15 protein-coding genes are annotated in these 22,823 nt (G+C 65.3%); 11 read left to right on the top strand and 4 right to left on the bottom strand.

Annotation, left to right across the window (positions count from 1 at the left end):
• Positions 1-22: 22 nt before the first annotated feature.
• Both NDY25_RS02590 and NDY25_RS02585 read right to left on the bottom strand, forming a co-directional pair.
• Positions 23-904, bottom strand: a complete 882-nt coding sequence (locus tag NDY25_RS02590) for a PhzF family phenazine biosynthesis protein (RefSeq protein WP_168958902.1) — start codon at positions 902-904, stop codon at positions 23-25.
• Between the two features lie 31 nt (positions 905-935).
• Entirely contained in the window at positions 936-1,814 is an 879-nt protein-coding gene (locus NDY25_RS02585) for a PhzF family phenazine biosynthesis protein (protein WP_168958901.1), read from the bottom strand.
• A 182-nt stretch (positions 1,815-1,996) separates the two neighbouring features.
• Here NDY25_RS02585 and NDY25_RS02580 point away from each other — a divergent pair, with 182 nt between their 5' ends.
• The 4 genes from NDY25_RS02580 to murD are packed head-to-tail and all read left to right on the top strand — an operon-like array spanning position 1,997 to position 7,790.
• Positions 1,997-4,606 (top strand): bifunctional aspartate kinase/diaminopimelate decarboxylase, encoded by a 2,610-nt coding sequence (locus NDY25_RS02580; RefSeq protein ID WP_168958900.1) that lies wholly within the window; start codon positions 1,997-1,999, stop codon positions 4,604-4,606.
• The gene (locus NDY25_RS02575; RefSeq protein WP_104551994.1) at positions 4,590-5,048 is read left to right on the top strand and encodes a hypothetical protein; all 459 of its coding nucleotides are present in this window, start codon (positions 4,590-4,592) and stop codon (positions 5,046-5,048) included. Before NDY25_RS02580 ends, NDY25_RS02575 begins: the two co-directional genes overlap by 17 nt.
• Complete coding sequence (gene murL, locus NDY25_RS02570) at positions 5,045-6,400, top strand: UDP-N-acetyl-alpha-D-muramoyl-L-alanyl-L-glutamate epimerase (protein WP_168958899.1); 1,356 nt, start codon at positions 5,045-5,047, stop codon at positions 6,398-6,400. Before NDY25_RS02575 ends, murL begins: the two co-directional genes overlap by 4 nt.
• Positions 6,381-7,790, top strand: a complete 1,410-nt coding sequence (gene murD / locus NDY25_RS02565) for a UDP-N-acetylmuramoyl-L-alanine--D-glutamate ligase (protein ID WP_168958898.1) — start codon at positions 6,381-6,383, stop codon at positions 7,788-7,790. The genes murL and murD overlap by 20 nt, the downstream gene beginning before the upstream one ends.
• 201 nt (positions 7,791-7,991) lie before the next feature.
• On the opposite strand, the gene NDY25_RS02560 is transcribed toward murD, so the two are convergent.
• The gene (locus NDY25_RS02560; RefSeq protein WP_168958925.1) at positions 7,992-8,990 is read right to left on the bottom strand and encodes a polyprenyl synthetase family protein; all 999 of its coding nucleotides are present in this window, start codon (positions 8,988-8,990) and stop codon (positions 7,992-7,994) included.
• A gap of 273 nt (positions 8,991-9,263) precedes the next feature.
• Between NDY25_RS02560 and ssb the strand changes: the two genes are divergently transcribed.
• The 3 genes from ssb to NDY25_RS02545 all read left to right on the top strand — a co-directional run bounded on the left by ssb (position 9,264) and on the right by NDY25_RS02545 (position 15,722).
• The gene (ssb, locus tag NDY25_RS02555; protein ID WP_168958897.1) at positions 9,264-9,788 is read left to right on the top strand and encodes a single-stranded DNA-binding protein; all 525 of its coding nucleotides are present in this window, start codon (positions 9,264-9,266) and stop codon (positions 9,786-9,788) included.
• A gap of 301 nt (positions 9,789-10,089) precedes the next feature.
• A complete protein-coding gene (locus NDY25_RS02550) occupies positions 10,090-12,288 on the top strand; it encodes a TonB-dependent receptor (protein ID WP_168958896.1) in 2,199 nt (732 codons plus the stop codon).
• A gap of 83 nt (positions 12,289-12,371) precedes the next feature.
• Entirely contained in the window at positions 12,372-15,722 is a 3,351-nt protein-coding gene (locus NDY25_RS02545) for an amidohydrolase family protein (RefSeq protein ID WP_168958895.1), read from the top strand.
• 202 nt (positions 15,723-15,924) lie between these two features.
• Here the strand turns inward: NDY25_RS02545 and NDY25_RS02540 are convergent, their stop codons facing one another.
• Positions 15,925-17,490 carry a sensor domain-containing diguanylate cyclase gene (locus NDY25_RS02540; protein ID WP_257608254.1) on the bottom strand — a complete coding sequence of 522 codons (1,566 nt, stop codon included), beginning with the start codon at positions 17,488-17,490 and terminating at the stop codon, positions 15,925-15,927.
• 367 nt (positions 17,491-17,857) lie between these two features.
• On the opposite strand from NDY25_RS02540, the gene paoA reads away from it, so the two are divergent.
• Genes paoA through NDY25_RS02520 form a run of 4 tightly spaced genes read left to right on the top strand, consistent with a single transcriptional unit; the run spans position 17,858 to position 22,710 of the window.
• Entirely contained in the window at positions 17,858-18,508 is a 651-nt protein-coding gene (gene paoA, locus NDY25_RS02535; RefSeq protein WP_168958893.1) for an aldehyde dehydrogenase iron-sulfur subunit PaoA, read from the top strand.
• The gene (locus NDY25_RS02530; protein WP_168958892.1) at positions 18,505-19,455 is read left to right on the top strand and encodes an FAD binding domain-containing protein; all 951 of its coding nucleotides are present in this window, start codon (positions 18,505-18,507) and stop codon (positions 19,453-19,455) included. Before paoA ends, NDY25_RS02530 begins: the two co-directional genes overlap by 4 nt.
• Before the next feature lies 1 nt (position 19,456).
• Entirely contained in the window at positions 19,457-21,664 is a 2,208-nt protein-coding gene (paoC, locus tag NDY25_RS02525; protein WP_256627747.1) for an aldehyde oxidoreductase molybdenum-binding subunit PaoC, read from the top strand.
• Positions 21,661-22,710 (top strand): XdhC family protein, encoded by a 1,050-nt coding sequence (locus tag NDY25_RS02520; RefSeq protein WP_168958890.1) that lies wholly within the window; start codon positions 21,661-21,663, stop codon positions 22,708-22,710. Before paoC ends, NDY25_RS02520 begins: the two co-directional genes overlap by 4 nt.
• Positions 22,711-22,823: the final 113 nt, after the last annotated feature.

Genomic DNA, 22,823 nt, shown 5'->3' with positions numbered 1-22,823 from the left:
TTGCGATGGCTCGATCAAACAATCAAGCCCAATCCAGCGTCCCGCGAATCACCGTCTGCACCTGACCGCCGGACCACACATCGCCATCGGCATCGATGCGCAATTCCAGCAAGGCGTCGAAGCCGATTTCGCGGCCCTGGCTGACCACATAGCGGCGCGCCTTGCCCGGCAGTGCCTGGCGGCTGTCCAGCCACGCGGCGAGCACCGCATTGGCCGCACCGGAAGCGGCATCTTCGAAGCGGCGGCCGTTGCCGACGAAGGCGCGGACGGCGAGGTCGTAGGCGCCCGGCGCGGCGGCGCGCGCGTAAGCGAACACGCCCATGCTGCCGGTGGATTCGGCCAGTGCGGCAATCGCCTCCCAATTTGGCTGCAAGCCGCGCAGCGCGGCCTCGTTGGCCAGCTCCACCACCCACCAGGTGCGGCCGCCGTCCATCAGTGCAGGCGGCAGGCTGCCGAGCGGCCAACCGTGCAAGGCATCGCTCAGGCGCGGGTCGTCGGCCTGCACCTGCTCGTTCACGCGCGCACGCGGGGTGCGGATGGCGATGCTGCGGTGGCCATCGATTTGCTCCACGCGCAGCGGCAACTGGCCGGCGATGCCGTCCTGGATCAGCACGCCATCGTGCGGCGCGGCCAGGCCGGCCTCCAGCACCGCATGCGCGGTGCCGACGCTGGGGTGGCCGGCAAACGGCACCTCTTTTTGCGGCGAAAACATCCGCAGCCGATAACTGCTGTGCGCATCCGGTGCCGCAAACACGAAGGTGGTTTCCGGCAGCTTGGTCCAGCGTGCGATGGCCTGCATCGCCGCATCGTCCAGGCCTTCGGCATCCAGCACCACGGCCAGCGGATTGCCGCTGCCGGGGCGGGCGGAGAACACATCCAGTTGCAGAAAACGGCGGGTGGTCATGGTGGCTGATCTGCGGACAGGGCGCGGCAGCTTACCAATCGATACGACCGTCGATCACTTGTCGCGTCGTTCCGCCAATCCACACTTCGCCTTCGTCATCGACGTCGATGTGGACGCGCCCATCGCGGCCGACCTCGCGGCCCTGGCTGGCGACATAGCGCGACCCGGTGCCCGGCAGGCGGCCTTCGCCGTGCAGGCGCGCGGCAATGCAGGCGTTGGCGCTGCCGGTGACCGGATCTTCCGGAATGCCGTCGCCCGGGCAGAATGCGCGCACCACCAAGTCGGCGTCGCCATGGGAATCCGGCGCGTAAATGGCCAGCCCGGTGGCTGCGCTGGTCTGGGTGAGGCGGGTGATGGCGGCCAGATCGGGTAGCGCCTGCCGTACCGCTTGCGCGTCGGCCAATTCCAGCAGCCACCAGTTCGGGCCGTTGTTCCAGAGCGCAGCCGGCCGATCGGCCAGGCGCAGGCCAGTGCACGCTTCGTGCAGCGCGACGGCATGCGCATCGCCGGTCTCGATCGCCCGCGCACGCGGTGCACGCAGCCGCACCAGCAGCGCGCCATGCCGGTCGATCACCTGCACCGGCAACACGCCCGCAGCGCATTGCTGGCGTATAAGGCCATCCGGCTTGAACGAAACCAGCCCGTGCGTGGCCGCGGCCCACGCCGCACCCACGCTGGGGTGGCCGGCGAATGGCAGCTCGGCGCGTGGCGTGAAGATGCGGATGTGGTAGTCCGCATCGGGCGCGCTGACCGGCAGGAAAAAGATCGTCTCCGACAGGTTCAGCCACGCGGCAATCTGCTGCATCTGCTCTGACGACAACGTCTGCGCGTTGAGGACCACGCCCAACGGATTGCCGTTGCCGTGTTGGCCGCCGAAGACATCCAGTTGCAGGTAGCGGTACTTGCTCATGGTGGTGAATCCCGATCGGTGGAATGCGTGGCGATGGTTGCAGCGCAAACCGTTACGGCAGTGGACGCGGCACTCGGCATGCTGTGATCGCACCCGGGGTCATGCGGGCGATATTGGCAGTAGAATCGGAGGTTCCGCCCGGCGTACCGGGCATCTTTCCCCCATTCTAAACGCCTATCTCAATGTCAGCTCCCCACACTACCGATCGTTGGATCGTCCTCAAGTTCGGCGGCACCTCGGTGTCGCGTCGTCATCGCTGGGACACGATTGGAACACTGGCGAGCAAACGGGCGAACGAGACCGGCGGCCGCGTGCTGGTGGTGGTGTCTGCGCTGTCGGGCGTGACCAACGAACTCACCGCGATTGCCGATGGCGCCGCCGACAGCGCACAGCGCGTGGCCGCGCTGGAGCAGCGTCATCGCGAATTCCTGGCCGAGCTGGAACTGGACGCCGATGCGGTGCTGGGCGAGCGACTCGCCGCGCTGCATGCCTTGCTGGAAGATGCGCGCGCGGCAACGCGCACGCTGGACTGGCAGGCCGAGGTGCTGGGGCAGGGCGAGTTGCTGTCCTCCACCATCGGCGCGGCGTATCTGCACGCCAATGGCCTGGACATGGGCTGGCTGGATGCGCGCCAGTGGCTGTCGGCATTGCCGCCGCAGCCCAATCAGAGCGAATGGTCCAAGCGTTTGTCGGTGTCCTGCCAGTGGCAGTCCGATGCGCAGTGGCGCGCGCGTTTCGATGCGCAGCCCACGCGCCTGCTGATCACGCAAGGCTTCATTTCGCGGCATGCCGATGGCGGCACCGCGATTCTGGGGCGCGGTGGTTCGGACACGTCGGCGGCGTATTTCGGTGCGCTGCTCGGCGCCAGCCGGGTGGAAATCTGGACCGATGTGCCCGGCATGTTCAGCGCCAATCCCAAGGAAGTGCCGGATGCGCGGCTGCTGACCCGCCTGGACTATTACGAGGCGCAGGAAATCGCCACCACCGGCGCCAAGGTGCTGCATCCGCGTTCGATCAAGCCGTGCCGCGATTCCGGCGTGCCGATGGCGATCCTGGACACCGAGCGCCCCGATCTACCGGGCACCAGCATCGACGGCAATGCCGAGCCGGTGTTGGGCGTCAAGGCGATCAGCCGCCGCAATGGCATCGTGCTGGTGTCGATGGAAGGCATCGGGATGTGGCAGCAGGTCGGCTTCCTGGCCGATGTGTTTACGCTGTTCAAGAAGCATGGTTTGTCGGTGGATCTGATCGGTTCGGCCGAGACCAATGTCACGGTGTCGCTGGACCCGTCCGAGAACTTGGTCAACACCGATGTGCTGGCGGCGCTGTCGGCCGATCTGTCGCAGATCTGCAAGGTCAAGATCATTGTGCCGTGTGCTGCGATCACCCTGGTCGGGCGCGGCATGCGCTCGCTGCTGCACAAGCTGTCGGACGTGTGGGCCACGTTCGGGCAGGAACGCGTGCACATGATTTCGCAGTCGTCCAACGACTTGAACCTGACCTTCGTCATCGACGAAGCCGATGCCGATGGCCTGCTGCCGATCCTGCATGCGGAGTTGATCGATAGCGGCGCGATGCCGGTGAGCGAAGGCGAGGTGTTCGGCCCGCGCTGGCGCGAGATCATCGGCTCGGTGCGGCCGCGGCCAACGCCGTGGTGGCATGCCGAGCGCGCGCATCTGTTGTCGCTGTCCAAGGCCGGTACGCCGCGTTATGTGTATCACCTGCCCACCGTGCGTGCACGGGCGCATGCACTGGCGCAGATTTCTGCAGTGGACCAGCGCTATTACGCGATCAAGGCCAATGCGCATCCGGCGATCTTGATGGCGCTGGAACAGGCCGGTTTCGGGCTGGAATGCGTCTCGCACGGCGAGCTGCGCCGCGTGTTCGACACCTTGCCCGAGCTGTCGCCGCGGCGCGTGTTGTTTACCCCGAGCTTTGCGCCCAAGGCCGAGTACGAAGCCGGCTTTGCGCTGGGCGTGACCGTCACCGTGGACAACGTCGAAGCATTGCAGCGCTGGCCGGAAGTGTTCCGCGGCCGCAACGTGTGGTTGCGTATCGACCTGGGGCATGGCGACGGGCATCACGAGAAGGTCAACACCGGCGGCAAGGCGTCCAAGTTCGGGTTGTCGTCCACACGCGTGGATGAGTTTGTGGAAGTGGCACGCACGCTCGAGGTCACCATCACCGGTGTGCATGCGCACCTGGGCAGCGGTGTGGAAACCGGCGAGCACTGGCGGATGATGTACGACGAACTGGCGGGCTTTGCGCGCCGCATCGGCACGGTGGAGACCATCGACATCGGCGGCGGCCTGCCGATTCCGTATAGCGCCGAAGACGAGCCGTTCGATCTCGAGGTCTGGGCCAAGGGATTGGCCGAGGTCAAGGCCGTGCATCCGGGCTATCGGCTGGCGATCGAGCCGGGACGTTATCTGGTGGCCGAAGCCGGCGTGTTGCTGGCGCAGGTGACCCAGGTGATCGAAAAGGACGGCGTGCAGCGCGTGGGTCTGGATGCGGGCATGAACACGCTGATTCGCCCGGCGCTGTACGACGCCTGGCACGACATCGAAAACCTCAGCCAGCTGGACGCGCCTGCCGATGGCGCCTTCGATATCGTCGGGCCGATCTGCGAATCCTCCGATGTGTTCGGCAAGCGCCGCCGTTTGCCTGCGGCGACCGCACCGGGCGATGTGATGCTGGTGGCCGATAGCGGTGCCTACGGGTATTCGATGGCCAGCACCTACAACCAGCGCGAATTGCCGCGCGAAGAGGTGATCGATGCGCCCGCAGGCTGAGTTCATCGCGCTCAGCACGCTGGCCGGTGGTGTTGCGATGATGTTCGCCACCGCGCTTCAACAACTGAGCTTTGGCATGCTGTGGTCCGATACGTTCAAATGGGCGCTGCCCGCGCTGGTCGCCGCCGGTATCGGTGCGTGGTTGGCTTTGCGTTGGCAACGTCGAGGCGATGCGCCGGTTCCCACGCGTCGCAGTGGCGGGATGGCGGTGCGCACGGTGCTGTTGAGTGCGCTGAGCTATGTGCCGGCGGTGGCGCTGTATCTTGCAATTGCCTTCGCGGTGTCTGGCGGTGCAACGGCCGGACGTCTGGATGTGCTGTTGCTGGCGGTGCTATTCGGTTGCCTGCCGCTGCTGTGGGCTGCGGTGCCGTTTTCCATGATTGAATATGTCCTGTGCCGACGTTATCTGCGTCGCGTACGTGTTCCTGCAGGTAGTCCATGAGCACTTTCGACAAACACCAGATTTCCACTTTTCGTTTCGTGCGTTGCGCACTGGATGCGCAGACCGGCGTGGCGACGCTGGTGTATGCCTTCGATCAAGGGCCGGAGCTGGTCGAGACCGTCGCGGTGCCGGGCGCACCGTTCGCGCTGGACGGTGCGCACGCCATTGCCGTGCAGCAGGCGCTGCGCATCCTGCATCTCATCGCGGGCGTGAGTTACTTCAAGGCTGCCGTGCCGCCGACCATCCAGATCGATGAGTATGCGATCGATGCCGACACCGCTGAGCTGGTGGAGAGCGTCTACCTGCATGGATTGGGCGAGTTCGCCTATCGCAATGGCTTGAACCTGCACGGCAAGATCAACTTTCCGGTCGGTACACAAACTGCTGGCGATGCGCCTGCGATCGGCCTGCGCGAGCATGCCCTGGTCGCCATCGGTGGCGGCAAGGATTCGCTGGTCAGTATCGAAGCGCTGCGGCATGCCGGTGTCGAGCAGACCGTGAGCTGGATCGGCGGCTCGCAGCTGATCCGCGCCTGCGCCGAGCGCACCGGTTTGCCCGTGCTCAATATCGGCCGCGTGCTTGCATCGGAGCTGTTCGAACTCAATCGCCAGGGCGCGTGGAACGGGCATATTCCGGTCACTGCGGTGAACTCGGCGATTCTTGTGCTGGCTGCGTTGCTCAATGGCGTGGATCAGGTAGTGTTTTCCAACGAACGTTCTGCCAGCTATGGCAGCCAGATTCCCGGCACCGGCGAGGTCAATCACCAATGGTCCAAGGGCTGGGCGTTCGAGCAGGCGTTCGGCGATTACGTGCAGCGGCATGTTGCGGCGGATCTGCGTTATTACTCGTTGCTGCGGCCGTTGTCGGAGTTGGCAGTGGCGCGTCAGTTCGCCAAGACCGACCACTACGACGCGCATTTTTCCAGCTGCAACCGCAACTTCCACATCATGGGCGAGCGCCCGGTGCATCGCTGGTGCGGGGTGTGCCCCAAGTGCCATTTCGTGTTTCTGGCGTTGGCCCCGTTCATGCCGAAGACGCGCCTGGTCAATATCTTCGGGCGTAACCTGCTTGACGATCCCGCGCAGGCCGGCGGCTACGATGCGCTGCTGGAATTCCAGGATCACAAGCCGTTCGAATGCGTCGGCGAAGGCCGCGAATCGCGCGCGGCGATGGCGGTGCTGGCCAGCCGTGCCGAGTGGAAGGAAGACGCGTTGGTGATGCGCTTCAGCCGTGAGATCCAGCCGCAACTGGACCAGCAGGAGCTACAGCTGGAGCCGTTGATGGCCATCGATGGCGAGCACCGTATTCCGTCGGCGCTGTGGGAGCGCGTGCGTGCGAATTTCGCAGCTTGAGGGCAGGGCGGTTGCGTTATGGGGCTGGGGGCGCGAAGGACGCGCGGCGTATCGCGCGCTGCGCGCCGTGCTCCCCACACAATCGCTGACGGTGTTCTGCAACGCTGAAGAAGCGCGCGAGCTCGATGCGCTGGCCGACCCTGCGTTGCATGTAGAAACCGATGCCAGCGCGCAGGCGCTGGGCCGGTTCGACATCGTGGTGAAATCGCCCGGTATCAGCCCGTATGGCGCGCAAGCGCAAACTGCGGCAGCCGAGCACGGCACGCAGTTCATCGGCGGCACCGCGTTGTGGTTTGCAGAGCATGCGCAGCCTGACGGCTATGTGCCCGGCGCCATCTGCGTCACCGGCACCAAAGGCAAGAGCACCACCACTGCGTTGCTGGCGCATCTGCTGCGCGCGGCCGGGCATCGCACCGCCTTGGTCGGCAACATCGGTCAGCCGCTGCTGGAAGTGTTGGCACCACAACCGCCGCCGACGTATTGGGCGATCGAGTTGTCCAGTTATCAGACCGGCGAAGTCGGGCGCAGCGGCGCGCGTCCGGAACTTGCGCTGGTGTTGAACCTGTTTCCCGAGCATCTGGACTGGCATGGCGACGAGGCGCGCTATGTGCGCGACAAGCTGTCGCTGGTGACCGAAGGCCGCCCGCGCATTGTCTTGCTCAACGCCGCCGACCCGCATCTTGTCGATTTACAACTGCCCGACAGCGACTTGCGCTGGTTCAACCATCCCGATGGCTGGCATCTGCGTGGCGATGCGGTCTATCGCGGCGAACAGGCCATCTTCGATACCGCCGACGTACCGCTGCCGGGCGAACACAATCGGCGCAATCTGTGTGCCGTGTTGGCTGCCATAGAAGCGCTGGGTCTGGACGCTGCAGCACTGGCACCGGCCGCACTGACGTTTCGCCCATTGCCGAATCGCTTGCAGTTGCTTGGCAGCGTGGGCGGCATCAGCTATGTCAACGACTCGATCAGCACTACGCCGCATGCCTCGTTGGCGGCGCTGGCGTGCTTTGCGCAGCGTCGCGTGGCCTTGTTGGTCGGCGGACACGATCGCGGGTTGGATTGGCAGGATTTTGCCGAACAGATGGCGCAGCACGCCCCGCTGGACATCGTCACCATGGGGGCCAACGGGCCGCGTATCCATGCGCTGCTGGCTCCGTTGGCGGAAGCCGGTCGCTTCGGTTTGCATGCTGCCAACGATCTGGAGCACGCCATGCAGCTGGCGCGCGATGCGCTGGGCGAGCAGGGCGGGGTGGTGTTGCTGTCGCCAGGGGCGCCCAGCTTCGGCGCGTATCGCGATTACGTCGCGCGCGGCCGGCACTTCGCACAGCTGGCGGGGTTCGACCCGGCCGCGATCAGCGCGATTTCTGGATTGGGTGTGCAGTAGGTTCAATCGGCGCCGATCAGGTGCCGATCAGCGCACCACAACATTCGCACCAGGCGCGGTTTCGTCCATCCGCTTCACTCCGGCAAGTGCGTTGGCACCGTGTGCCTGTAGGGCCTGCGCGCAGCCAACTACGCGTTCCCTGCGCTAGAAGATTTCTTCAACGAAGGCGTTGGCGACCGGTATGGCGCCAACGCCGCTCGATCAATGCGTGCGTTCCACGGCGTAACGCGCCAGGCCGCGGAGTGCGGCAACCGCAGGGCTGGCTGGCAAGCCATCCAACGCCTGTTCGGCAGCGGCGGCATATTCGGCCGCGCGCTGGCGGCTGTAGTCCAAACCACCGGTGGCGTGAATCGCCGCCAGCACCTCAGGCATTGCGCTCGCATCGCCTTGTTCGACGATCTGGCGCAGGCGCTCCCTGGTGGTCGCATCCGAATGCGCCATGGCGTGGATCAGTGGCAGCGTGGCCTTGCCTTCGGCCAGATCGTCGCCCAGGTTCTTGCCCAGGTCGCTGGCGTCGGCGGCGTAGTCGAGCACGTCGTCGGCGATCTGGAAGGCAAAGCCCAGCTGCATGCCGTAGTCGTACAGGCGTTGCTGCACGTGCGCATCCGCGCCGGAAGCCAACGCGCCCAGGCGCGTGCCGGCCGCGAACAGCACCGCGGTCTTGCGCTCGATCACGCGCAGGTAGGCGGCTTCGTCGGTGTCGGGGTTATGCACGTGCAGCAGCTGCAGCACTTCGCCTTCGGCGATGCGGTTGGTGGTGTCGGCCAGGATCTGCATGACTTCCATGCGGTCCAGCTCGACCATCAGCTGGAAGCTGCGCGAATACAGAAAATCCCCCACCAATACGCTGGGCGCATTGCCCCACAGCGCATTGGCGGTGCTTCGGCCACGGCGCAGATCCGATTCGTCCACCACATCGTCGTGCAGCAGCGTGGAGGTGTGGATGAACTCGACGATCGCCGCCAGCTGATGGTGCTCCGGGCCGGAGCCGCCGGCGGCGTGGCCGGCAAGCATCACCAGCATCGGACGCAGGCGTTTGCCGCCGGCGGAGATGATGTGATCGGCAATCTGGTTGATCAGCACGACGTCCGACGCCAGACGACGGCGGATCAACGCATCCACCGCAGCCATGTCGGGCGCGGCGAGGGACTGGATCTGGGGCAGGCCCAGAACGGTGGGGAGGTCTTCGGCGATGGTCATGCGCAGGCGTTCGTGATGTACGTGGATTATAGGTGCCTGGGCCAGATCCGTCCCGCCGGCGCTGTCGCCGGCCTTCACATCGGTCGCAAACCCTTGTGGCGCTTGATGCCGGCATGGCGCGGAGATGCCGGATCCCGACCTGTCCGCGCGGTATTCCCCGGCCCGCAGGTGCGCCAACGCGCCGGTGTCGGGCGCGGGGAGTGCGGTAACATTGGCGCCAAGACATTCACCGCCGCGCCCCACTGGCGCCGGCGCACCATCTCGGAACTATCTATGGCCCGCGGCATCAACAAAGTCATCCTCGTCGGCAACCTCGGCAACGATCCCGACACCAAGTACACCCAGGCCGGCATGGCGATCACCCGCGTGAGCCTGGCCACGACCAGCATGCGCAAGGACCGCGAAGGCAACAACCAGGAGCGCACCGAGTGGCACCGCGTGGTGTTCTTCGGAAAGCTGGGCGAAATCGCCGGTGAGTACCTGCGCAAGGGCTCGCAGGTGTACGTCGAAGGCGAGTTGCGCTACGACAAGTACACCGGCCAGGACGGCGTGGAAAAGTACAGCACCGACATCGTCGCCAACGAGATGCAGATGCTCGGCGGCCGTGGTGAAGGCGGTGGTGGCGGTGGCATGGGCGGCGATCGTCCGCAGCGCGCGCAGGCGCCGCGCCAGCAGCAGGGTGGCGGCGGTGGCGGTCAGGGCGGCGGTCAGGATTATGCCCCGCGTCGTCAGCAGCCGGCCCAGCAGCAGTCCGCGCCGCCGATGGACGACTTTGCCGATGACGATATTCCGTTCTGATCTCGACAGCACTTTGTGTCACCAGAATCCCGGTAAGGTCTTGCGCCTACCGGGATTTTTGCTGTTGACGCTGGACTGTCGCGCGCGCTGGGTACATGCACGTGGCGTGCAGCTGTGGCGGCCTAGCCAAGGCAGGCCAACGCCGATGCCCAGCGTCTTGCCAACACCGATGTCATCAACTCGGGGCGCCAAGCGAAAGGTGCAATAATTCCACGTCGTCTGCGTGCTCCTGGACGGCTTCTCAGCCAGGGAACCCGCGTCCCCAGCCAGCGTCTCACTCCAAGCTGACCAGGTTCCCTGCATGCGCGCCCATGTTCCGCATTTCCTGTCGCTGCGTCCGCGCGCGCGACTTGCCGTTGCCATCGCCTGTTTCTGCGCCGCGCCGATCGCGTGGTCGCAGCAAGCTGCAACGCCCCTCGACACTGCCAAGACGCTCGACACGTTGACCGTCACTGCGGACGGTTCGCAGGTCGAGCTGCCGCCCGACTATGCCGGCGGCCAGGTCGCCACCGGCGGCCGCGTCGGTCTGTTCGGCAACCTCGACGTGATGGACACGCCGTTCAACAGCATGAACTTCACCGCCGAGTTGATGCGCAACCAGCAGGCGCGCAGCGTGGCCGACGTGGTGCAGAACGACCCGGCGGTGCGGGTGGCGCGTGGGTTCGGCAACTTCCAGGAGTTGTACGTGGTGCGCGGCTTCCCCGTGTTCTCCGACGACATGAGCTACAACGGCCTGTACGGCCTGCTGCCGCGTCAATACGTGGCGGCCGAGTTCCTGGAGCGGGTGGAAGTGTTTCGCGGCGCCAACAGTTTCATCAACGGCGCCGCACCCGGCGGCAGCGGGGTCGGCGGCGCGTTCAATCTGGTGCCCAAGCGCGCTGGCGAGAATGACGTTACCCGGCTGACGCTGGGCACCGAAACCGGCGGCCAGGTGTATGGCGCGGCGGATGCGTCCTACCGCTTCGGCCCGGACCGTGCCTGGGGGCTGCGCGCCAACCTCGCGCGCCGCGATGGCGAGAACGCCACCGACGAGGATCGCGAGCTGGGCATGGGTTCGCTGGGCGTGGATTTTCGTGGCGAGCGGCTGCGCCTGTCAGCTGACATCGGCTGGCAGGACCAGCGTACCGACCGTCCGCGTCCGAGCATCACTCCGGTGGGTGGAATTCCGATCGCACCCGATGCCGATATCAACTTCGCCCAGCCTTGGACCTTCGCCCAAGAGCGCGACACCTTCGGCGTGATCCGGGCCGAATACGACCTGACCGACAGCGTCATGGCCTGGGCGGCGATCGGCATGCGCGACAGCGACGAGCACAACGTGCTGGCGAATCCAAACGCCGATGCCGCCGGCAATTTGAACACCGGCCGCTTCGACAACTACCGGGAAGACAAGGTCACCACCGGCGATGTCGGCATCCGCGCGACGTTCGACACCGGCCGCGTCGGTCATCGCCTGAGTGCATCGGCGTCGGCCTTCAAGCTGGACTCGAAGAATGCCTTTGCATTCGGCAGCTACGGCACGGCGGTGGGTACGTTGTACGACCCGGTGGCGGTGGCGCCGCTGAGTGGCCTGTTCCCCGGTGGCGTGCTGTTCGAGCCGCTGACCACCAGCAAGAACGAGACCCGCAGCGTCGCCATCGCCGACACGCTGGCCTTCGATGACGGCCGCATCCTGCTGACCCTGGGCGCACGCCACCAGACGCTGGAGCAGTACGGTTACGACTACAACACCGGCGCGCGACTCAGCAGCTACAGCGACAGTGTGGTGACCCCGGTCGGCGCAGTCGTCTTCAAGTTCGGCCGTGCGGTGTCGCTGTATGCCAATTACGCCGAAGCCCTGTTGCCTGGCCAGGAAGTGCCTGCCGTGTCCGGCAGCACGCCGCTGGAAAACGCCGGTGAACTGCTGGCGCCGTTCAAGTCCAAGCAGTTCGAAATCGGCGCCAAGTACGACGCCGGCAGCTACGGCGCAACCGCGGCGCTGTTCCGCATCAATCAGCCCAATACCATCGTCAGCAACGCACGCCTGACCACCGACGGCGAGCAGCGCAACCAGGGCCTGGAGCTGAGCTTCTACGGCCAGCCGATCGACGGCCTGCGCGCACTGGGCGGCATCACGTTGCTGGATGCCGGCTACAACAAGACCCAGGACGGCGTGAACGAAGGCAACGACGTGCTCGGTGTGCCGGAAAAACAGGCCAATCTGGGCCTGGAATGGGATATCGCTGCGCTGCCGGGCCTGACGCTCGACGGGCGCGCGGTCTATACCGATCGTCAATACGCCGATGCGGTCAACGTGCTGGAAATTCCGTCCTGGACGCGTTTCGACCTGGGCGCGCGCTATGCGTTCCAGGCCGCCGGCAAGGCCTGGAGCGTGCGTGCGCGCGTGGACAACCTGTTCGACCGCAGCTTCTGGTCGTCGGTCGGTGGCGCTTCGGGTGCGAATTATCTGGTCCTGGCCGCGCCGCGCACGTTCACCGTCTCGTTCTCGATCGATCTGTGAGCCGTGCTTGAAACCCGCCTGCGCGATGCAAGCACGCAGGCCTCTGGCATGATCCGACGCCGCCTGAGGAGGGTGGCGCCTTGATGAAGGAGCGTGGCGTGCGTCAGTGGTTCGGTCTTGGCCTGATGGGCTGTCTGTCGATCGCCGCGGCTGCCGCGCTGGCCCACGATCCCGCCGAGCACCTGCCGCTGCCCGAGCACCTGCCGCTGCCGTGGCTGGCCGATGCTGCAGGTACAACCGCGGCGGCCAGCGTGCCGCGCCCGCAGCAGGCACCGGGACAGACGCTGCCGTTGCAGGCCACGCGCCGCATCGCCTTCGAGACCGATGAAGGCACCTGGATGGGGCTGGACGTATCGCCGCGCGATGGCCGGCTGGTGTTCGACCTGCTCGGTGATCTGTACACGCTGGACGCCGGTGGCGGCCGGGCCAAGGCGATCAGCCGTGGCCTGGGCTTCGACAGCCAGCCGACGTTTTCGCCGGACGGACACTGGATCGCCTTTGTCAGCGACCGCAGCGGTGCCGAAAACCTGTGGCGCATGCGGCCCGATGGGCGCGACGCGCAGCAGCTCACTTTCGGCGACGACGATACCGTGTTGGTGTCGCCGGCCTGGGCGCCCGATGGCAGCGCCCTGTACGCCAGCCGCTTCCGCTGGTCGGTTAACGACTACGAGCTGTGGCGTTACGGACTGGATGGAAGCGAACGCCTGGTCGCACCGGTCCGCGCGGAGGGCGTCGGCAGCGAGCAGAGCACGCTGGGCGCGGTGGTGTCGCCGGATGGCAGGCAGCTCTACGCTGCGCGCCGCAGCGGCGACAAGGACAGCGCCGAGCTGGAGCTGTGGTCGATCGTGCGACGCGACCTGGCCACCGGCAAGGAAGAGACGATCTTGCCGGTGCCCGGCGTTCCGGGGCGCCGGCCGTTTCCCGGTACCTATTTCAGCCCGCGGCTCTCGCCGGACGGCAAGCAGCTGGCCTACGCCACCCGCCAGCAGGGCCAGACCGGTCTGCGCCTGCGCACGCTCGCCACCGGCGAGGACCGCTGGATCGCCTTCCCGATCGAACATGACCAGAGCCAGGCGCAGAGCTGGCAGGATCTGGTGCCGCGCTATGCCTTCACGCGCGACGGGCGTGCGCTGCTGCTGAGCCGCAACGGCCGCTTCGAGCGCATCGCGCTGGATCGTGAGGCCCCGCGCGCGATTCCGTTTATCGCGTCGGTCGACCTGGAGCTGGGGCCATTGACCGGCGCCGACATCCGTCAGGAAACAGGCCCGGTCCAGGCGCGGCTGATCCAGGATCCTGCAGTGTCGCCGGACGGCACGCGGGTGGCGTTCTCCGCGTTGGGCGCGCTCTATCTGATGGACATGGAAGATGGCGCGCTGCCGAAGCGGCTGCCCACCGGCGATGTGCCGGCCTTCCATCCCAGCTGGGCGCCGGATGGCAAGGCGCTGACCTACGTCACCTGGGAAGGCGGGGAGGGTGGCCAGGTCTGGTCACTGGCGCCCGGCGCCGCGGCGGCGCGCCAGCTCAGCCAGGGGCCTGGCGCGTACTACACCCATCCGGTGTTCACCCGTGATGGGCGCGACGTGCTGGTGGTGGCCTCCGACAACGTGGCGCGCATGCAGGCCTCGATGGTGTTTGGCAGCGTGCGTGAGGCGCAGCTGCAACAGTTGTCGGCGCAGGGCGGCCAGGCCAGGGTCCTCTATCGCGGGACGTTGGGTGGCACGCTGCACTTCGGTGCGGATGCTGACCGTGTCTACGCGATGGGTAGCGGCGGCCTGCTCGGCATCGATCTGCGCAGCGGCCTTGCCGATGCACCCATCGTGGTGAAGGGGCCGGGTTGGTACTTCCAGGACGGCAGCGTCCCGGTGGACGACCTGCGGATCAGTCCCGACGGCCAGTGGCTGCTGGCCCAGGTCGCTCAGCAGTTGCACCTGCTGCCGGTGCCGGCGAAGGGAACAACGGTCGATCTGCTGGCGCCGGGCATGCGCCATCGGCGCATCACCGATGTTGGCGCAGATTATTTCGGGTGGAGCGCGGACGGCCGCACGATGACCTGGTCGATCGGTTCCAGCGTCTACCGCCGTGCACGCGCCGACATCGCCCTGCATGCTGCCGATGCGCCGGGCTGGGATGCAGACGTGCCAACGCCAGGGCGGAACACGCAGGTTGTGCAAGCCAGGGTGGACGTCCCGCGCGATGTGGCCAGCGGCACGCTGCTGCTGCGTGGCGCCACTGCGCTCACGCAGCGTGGCGATGAGGCCATTGCCGATGCCGACCTGCTGGTGCGCGATGGACGCATCGCCGCGATCGGTCCGCGCGGCAGCGTGGAAGTGCCGGCCGGCGCGCAACTGCGCGATGTCAGCGGGCGCTTCATCATTCCGGGCCTGATCGATGTGCATGACCACGTCGCCGATTTTCGCCGCGATCTGCTCGACATGCGGCCTTGGGGCCTGCGCGCGCGACTGGCCTACGGGATTACCACCGCCTTCGATCCATCGTCGCTGAGCATCGACATGCTGGCCTACCAGGATCTGGTCGATGCCGGGAGGGTAGTGGGCGCGCGCGCGCCGACCACCGGCATGGCGATGTTCTCGTTCAACCGCATCGCCTCACTGGATGAGGCGCGCGCCTTGCTTCGCCGTTATCGCGACCACTACCGCACACGCACCGTCAAACAGTATCTGGTCGGTAATCGCCGCCAGCGCCAGTGGCTGGTGCAGGCGGCGCACGAGCTGGGCATGCGCCCCACCAGCGAGGGCTCGCTGGCGCTGAAACTCGACCTCAATCAGGTCATGGACGGCTATGCCGGGCACGAACACGCACTGCCAACACCGCTGTACCGCGACGTGATCGAGCTGATGGCACGCAGTGGCACAAGCTATGACGCAACGCTGATGATCGCCAACGGTGGCCCTGCGGCGCAAAACAACTACGTCATCCGCGATCGGCCGCTGGGCGATGCCACGTTCCGCGCAACCCGCCCGTACGAGGTGGCCATGCAGCAGGTGCAGTCGCAGCGCTGGATCGATCCGTCGCTGATGCTTTATCCGCGCATCGCCGGCGATGTGGCGCGTATCCAGCGTGCGGGCGGGCTGGTGGCGATGGGCTCGCATGGCGAGATCGCCGGACCCGGCCTGCACTGGGAAATGCAGGCGCATGTGGAGGGTGGCATGACCCCGGTCGAGGTATTGCAGGCGGCCACCCTGGGTGGTGCGCGCAGCATCGGCCGCGGTGCGGAACTGGGCAGCCTGGAGGTGGGCAAGCTGGCCGATCTGGTGATCCTGCAGGCCGACCCGCGCCTGGATATCCGCAACGCGCAAAAGATCGACGCGGTGATGCTGGGCGGTCGATTGCGCGAGGTGCCGACCCTGGATGAACTCTGGCCTCGAGAAAATAGAATTCCCGCGCTCTGGCATCACGGCGACGCATTGCACTAGGTTTAGCTTGGCAGGCCAACTATTTCTGGCCGGGGCAATCCCACGATGGCGTTGCCAATCTCTGCGGTGAGAGTCGGCCGGAAGCTGCTGTAGAAGTGCCCTTGTTGCTGCCTGCTTCGCGGATCACCGCGTCGAAAAGGGATGTAAAAAACGTTGCACCAATTGCTGCACCTGTTGGCATCTGACGCGTGCGATTGCTCGCTCATGCCGACGTCCGATCCCGCCCGTTCTGCTTGGCGCGATACAGCGCCGAGTCGGCATCGTGCACGAACGCATCCGGGGTGCGCGGCGCTTCGCCCGGTTCGAACGTCGCCGCGCCCACGCTCACGGTGACGTGCGCGCTGGTGGGGCTGGACAGGTGCATCAGGCCGAGTCCGGCGACGGCGCTGCGCACGGCATCGGCCAAGCGCAGCGCGCCGGCAGCGTCGGTATGCGGCAGGATCATGCCGAACTCTTCGCCGCCATAGCGCGCGGCAATGTCGTCGCTGCGCCGTGAACACTCGGCGATCGCACGCGCAATCAAACGCAGGCAGGCATCGCCGTTCACATGACCATAGGTGTCGTTGTAGAGCTTGAAGTGGTCGACATCGATCATCAGCACCGACAACGGTGCCTGCAGACGCACCGCGTCCTGCAGCGCGCGTGACAGCCGGTAGTCGAATGCACGCCGGTTTGCGATGCCAGTGAGCGCGTCCACCCAGGCTTCGGAGCTGAGTTTGGCTTCGTTGCGATGCATGCGGCGCAATTGCAGATCCAGCCAGAGGCCGACTGCCAGCAACAGTGCAAACCCCAGCGTGGCGATCACGATCCGCTGGCGTGCGGATTGCCGCCAGGTTGCCAATGCATCGTCCACCGACACACCGGTCAGCACGGTCAACGGATACGGGCGTGCGGGAGCGAAGCTGGAAATGCGCTTCACACCGTCGATTGGTGAGCGATAGGTCGCAGTGCCATGTTTGTGTGCGCGGATGTTGACGTAGATCGCGGTGCCGGCGATCGAGGTGCCGATCACGCCCTGTTTGTCGGGCCGGCGTACCAGCACGATGCCATCGTCGTTGATGATGCCGATCGTGCCATTGGGGCCCACTTCGAAAGTGCTGTAGTAGTTCTGGAAATACTTCAGTTGCAGCGTGACCAACACCACCCCTGCAAACTCGCCACCGGGCGTGTTGAGTCGCCGGCTCAGGGTAAGCACCCAGCTGCCATCGGAACGGCTTTGGACGGGCGGGCCGACCAGCGACAAGGCATCGCGATGATCGCGGTGATATTTGAAGTAGGCGCGGTCGGCATTGTTCTGCTTTCTAGGTGCGCTGTTCAACGACGAACTCACCCAACTGCCGTCTGCGGCGTAGATGAAAATGCCATGCAGCCGATCCGAGCGGCGTGCCTCGCGCACCAGAAATCCATGCATCGCTGATCGCGCGGCTGCCGAGGCCTGATCGTGTTCTACCCGTGCGACCAGACCCGACAACACCGCATCAGCGATCGCCATGGTGTCGCCGGCATGCTGCGCAAGCGAGTTGGCCAGATTCAAGGACTGCGCTTCGGCGGTGCGCAACGCGGTGGCGCGTTCCTCGTGGATAGACCAGTACTCCGAACCCAGCAGTAGCAGCCACGAGGCGATCAGCACGAAGTGCAGCGCAATGCGCTGTGCACGTTGTCGCCGTTGCTTGCTGACTGATGTCACGGTGGCTACCTGTCTGGACACCAAGACCCTGCAATGGGTGTGCCAGCGTACGCGTTGCCCTGGACCGCAGCTGTACGGCATTCAAGAGCGCTGCACCAATCTGTGATTGACACCGCATGTGCTCGGCAGCCGCCATTTGATCGCCGACGGTTGCACTGTCCGGCTTGCTTGCGAGCGACCATGCGTGTGATTGGATGACGAGAAACACGCCTCGTGCGCGTATGCGAACACGTCGTGAAATCCCTGGCCGCAATGATGAGCGGGGTTCATAGGCGCATGCATCTCATGCCGCCAATGTGCGCATAGACCGGCACTAAACTCGGTCCATCCCTGTGTTTCACCTCCGTGTTCAAGCCAGCGCCGATGGCACTTACTCACGCGCTTGTGACCGGCCACGCTTCACATTATTTAAGAACTGTATAAGCCAGCATTGTTGGAGATGCCAGCCATGAGAGACATCAAGATGACCCGTCGCGAGGTACTGATCGCTGGCACGGCGTCGGCAGCCAGCGTTGCCGCAACCCAGTCGATGGCGGCGACTGCCGCCAATGCGATGTCGCAGCGTCAAGCCATCGAACCAGCCAATGCGTCGAGCCAGGTTGCGTTCGAGGTCAACGGCAAGCCGGTGACATTGACGTTGGATAATCGCACCACCTTGCTGGATGCCTTGCGCGAGCACTTGCACCTGACCGGGACCAAGAAGGGCTGCGATCACGGCCAATGCGGTGCGTGTACGGTCATCGTCGATGGGCAGCGCATGAACTCCTGCTTGTCGCTGGCCGTCATGCATCAGGGCGGCAAGATCACCACCATCGAAGGACTGGGAACGCCCGACAAGCTGCATCCGATGCAGGCCGCGTTTGTCAAACACGATGGCTATCAGTGCGGCTATTGCACGCCGGGCCAGATCTGTTCGGCGGTGGCGGTGCTGGACGAAGTCAAGCGCGGCATTCCCAGCCACGTCACTGAAGATCTCACCGGCAAGACCAGGCTCACCACTCCCGAACTGCAGGAACGCATGAGCGGCAATATCTGCCGCTGTGGCGCGTATTCCAACATTGTCGACGCGATCAACGATGTCGCCGGAGACCGCGCATGAAGGCCTTTAGCTACGAGCGCGCCACCTCGCCAGCCGATGCGGCGGCCAAGGCTGCGCGTCAGCCGGGTGCCAAGTTCATCGCAGGCGGTACGAACCTGCTGGATCTGATGAAGCTGCAAATCGAAACCCCCTCGCACCTGATCGATGTCAACGGCCTGAGCCTGGACACGATCGACGCTACGCCGGAGGGTGGCCTGCGGATCGGTGCGCTGGTGCGCAATACCGATCTGGCCGCAGATGCGCGCGTTCGTCGCGATTACGCACTGTTGTCGCGCGCATTGTTGGCAGGTGCCTCGGGGCAGTTGCGCAATCGTGCGACCACCGCCGGCAATCTGCTGCAGCGTACGCGTTGCCCGTATTTTTACGATACCAATCAGCCGTGCAACAAGCGCCTGCCTGGCAGCGGCTGCGCGGCGATCGGCGGTTTCAACCGGCAGCTTGCAGTGATCGGTGTCAGCGAAGACTGCATCGCAACGCATCCGAGCGACATGGCGATTGCAATGCGCGTGCTGGATGCGGTGGTGGAAACAGTACGCCCCGATGGGCAGACGCGTGCAGTGCCGTTGTCCGATTTCTATCGCGCGCCCGGCAAGACACCGCATCTGGAAACTGTACTGGAACGCGGCGAGCTGATCACCGCGGTGAGCTTGCCCAAGCCGATTGGCGGGACGCATGTCTATCGCAAGGTGCGCGACCGCGCGTCGTATGCGTTTGCATTGGTGTCGGTTGCGGCAGTCGTGCAGCGCGACGGCAGCGCACGTGTGGGTGTGGGTGGCGTTGCGCACAAACCCTGGCGCAGCGAAGCCGCCGAAGCGCAGTCGCGCCAAGGTGCGCGTGCCATCGTCTCTGTGTTGCTCGATGGCGCACAGCCGACCGAACACAATGCATTCAAGCTGCCGCTGGTGGAGCGCACCTTGACCGCGATCCTGGCCGACACGAGGGCCTGATATGAAATTCGACACTCCCGCCGGTATCAATCCCATCGATCAACTCAAGGTCGTCGGCAAGCCTGTCGATCGCATCGATGGTCCGCTCAAAACCACCGGCCAGGCGCCGTATGCGTACGAACACCATGACCTGCCTGCTCGCGCGGCCTACGGCCATGTCATCGGTGCAGGCATCTCCAAAGGCACCATCCGCAGCATCGATCTGAGCGCTGCACGCAATGCACCCGGTGTGCTGGGCATCGTCACTGCGCAGAACGCCGGCAAGCTGGACAAAGGCAAATACAACACGGCCAAATTGCTGGGCGGGCCGGAGATTCAGCACTACCACCAGGCCATTGCCGTGGTGGTTGCCGAGACTTTCGAACAGGCGCGTGCCGCAGGCCGGCTGATCAAGGTCGACTACGGTCGCCATGTTGGCGCCTACGATCTGGAAAAAGCACGCGATGGCGCCAGGGTCACCAAGGAAGGCGGCGCGCCGAATAGTGCAGTCGGTAACTTCGCTGGCGCCTTCGCAGCCGCACCGGTGCAGCTGGATGCCGAATACACCACGCCCGACCATTCGCACGCGATGATGGAGCCGCATGCATCGATCGCACAGTGGGAAGGCGACAAGCTCAGCGTCTGGACCTCCAATCAGATGATCAATTGGAGCGCGGGCGATCTGGCGAAAACGCTGAATATTCCGCGCGAAAACGTGCGCCTGATGTCGCCGTATATCGGTGGTGGCTTCGGTGGAAAATTGTTCCTGCGCGCCGATGCGGTGCTGGCCTCGTTGGCTGCACGCCAGGTGGGGCGCCCGGTCAAGGTGATGTTGCCGCGGCCGCTCATCTTCAACAACACCACGCATCGCCCGGCCACCCTGCAGCACATCCGTATCGGTGCGCAGCGTGACGGCAAGATCACCGCGATCGCACATGAAACCTGGTCCGGCGATTTGCCTGAGGGCGGTGCCGAGAACGCCGCTGCGCAGACGCAGTTGCTGTATGCCGGTGCCAATCGCCTGATCGCCACGCGTCTGGCCGTGCTGGATCTGCCGGAAGGCAACGCCATGCGTGCGCCCGGCGAAGCACCGGGCTTGATGGCGCTGGAAGTGGCCATGGACGAAATGGCCGAAAAGCTCGACATGGATCCGGTCACGTTCCGCATCGTCAACGACACCCAGGTGGATCCTGAAAATCCGCAGCGTCCGTTCTCGCAGCGGCAGTTGGTCAAGTGTCTGGAAGACGGCGCCAAGCGGTTCGAGTGGTCCAAGCGCAAGGCCAAGCCGGCCAGCACCCGTGATGGTCGCTGGTTGGTTGGCATGGGGGTGGCAGCCGCATTCCGTAATTCACCGGCGATGACCTCCGGCGCGCGCATGCGCCTGGAGCAGGGCGGGCGCGTGGTGGTGGAAACCGACATGACCGATATCGGCACCGGTTCCTACACCATCATTGCGCAGACCGCTGCGGAAATGATGGGCGTGCCGCTGGATTGGGTGGACGTGCGACTGGGTGATTCCAGCTTCCCGGCATCGGCCGGCTCCGGCGGTCAGTGGGGCGCCAATAGCTCGACGGCCGGCGTGTATGCAGCGTCGGTGAAGCTGCGCGAAGCCGTTGCCAAGCAACTCGGTCTGGACCCGGCCAAGGCCGAATTTGCCGACAGCCATGTACGCGCAGGCGGCAAGCGCATCGCGCTGGGTGATGCGGCGGCCAACGGTGCGTTGGTGGTGGAAGACAAGATCGAGTTCGGTGATTTGTCCAAGACGCATCAGCTCTCCACGTTCGGCGCGCACTTTGTCGAAGTCGGCGTGGATATCGCCACTGCTGAAGTACGCATCCGGCGCATGCTCGCGGTGTGCGCGGCCGGACGCATCCTCAACCCCAAATCGGCGCGCAGCCAGGTGATTGGCGGCATGACCATGGGTGCAGGCGCCGCCTTGATGGAAGAGCTGGCGGTCGACAAGCGACTGGGCTTTTTCGTCAATCACGACCTGGCCGGTTACGAAGTGCCAGTGCATGCGGATATCCCGCATCAGGAAGTGATCTTTCTCGAAGAAAGCGACCCGATGTCCTCGCCGATGAAGGCCAAGGGCGTGGGCGAGTTGGGCATCTGTGGGGTCGCTGCGGCCATCGCCAATGCGGTCTACAACGCCACCGGCGTGCGCGTGCGCGATTATCCGGTCACGCTCGACAAGCTGCTGCCGCACATGCCCGAGTTGCTGCGCGCGTGAGTGCATTGGTGGCCCCGGTCGCGCATGCGCCTCCGGCCGAGCCGGCATGGCCGGCATGGCCGAGCTATGCATTGCACGACGATTTGCTGCCCACGCTCACCGCCTGGCATCGGGCAGGGCAGCGGGTGGCGATCGCCACGCTGATCGACGTGCAAGGCTCGTCGCCGCGCCCGTTGGGCAGCGAGATGGCGATCAGCGCAGACGGCCGGGTGGCCGGTTATGTCTCCGGCGGTTGCGTGGAAGCGGCGGTGGCGCACGAAGCCATCGCCGCACTGCGCGACGGCCAGCCGCGTTGGCTCGATTACGGCGAGGGCAGCGAGGTGCTCGACATCCAGCTCAGCTGTGGCGGACGCATCGGCGTGCTGGTCTGGCCGGTGCCGGATCTGGGCGAGCATCTGGTGCGCTGGCGCAATGCGCGCCAGCATCGCCGTGCGTTCCACGTCGCGCTGGATCGAGAGTCCGGCGCAGTGCGTTATCCGGCGAATACGCAGGATGTACGCGCCAGCGAATTCCTGCGCACGCATCGGCCGCCATTGCGATTGGTATTGGTCGGCGCCGATCCTGCGCTGCTGGTGCTGGTGACCCTGGCCAGCCAGATGGGCATCGAGCTGCGCGTGCTGCGACCGCATGGTCCCAGCGAACCACCGCCTGGCCTGGCCCCGGAACACTACGATCGCCGCGCGTTGAGCGAGGCGTTGCAGGATCTGGTGCTGGATGCAGACAGCGCGTTGTACAGCCTGGCCCACGACAGCGATATCGATCTGCAGGTCGCGCATCGTGGGCTCGCATCCAACGTCGCCTGTATCGGCATTCTGGGTAGCCGGCACAAACGCGAAGCGCGTCTGCAGGCACTGCGTGCGCTCGGCCACGACGATGCAGCGTTGGCGCGTGTACGACTACCCGCCGGCTGGCGGATGGGGCGCTCGTCGCCGCACACGATCGCGCTCGGCATCGTCGCCGAGGCCACGCAGGCGGTCGCCGATCTGCAGGCTGCCGAAGTGAGGAGTCGTGGGTTAGCTCGCGGTATTGCTGCACGAAGTGCGTAAGGCGATAGCCCGCTGCGCCAGATCAGTGCACGGATGCTCACCATTGACGGTTGCTTGAAAAAGCAGAAGCACCGAGTGTTAGCCAGGCACTGGGCTGCTTTGATTTGAATTAT

This window comes from Xanthomonas hortorum pv. pelargonii, from assembly GCF_024499015.1.
GTDB lineage: Bacteria > Pseudomonadota > Gammaproteobacteria > Xanthomonadales > Xanthomonadaceae > Xanthomonas > Xanthomonas hortorum_B.
The sequence above is the reverse complement of the archived record's forward strand: the minus strand, read 5'-3'. Positions and strand labels throughout refer to the sequence as shown.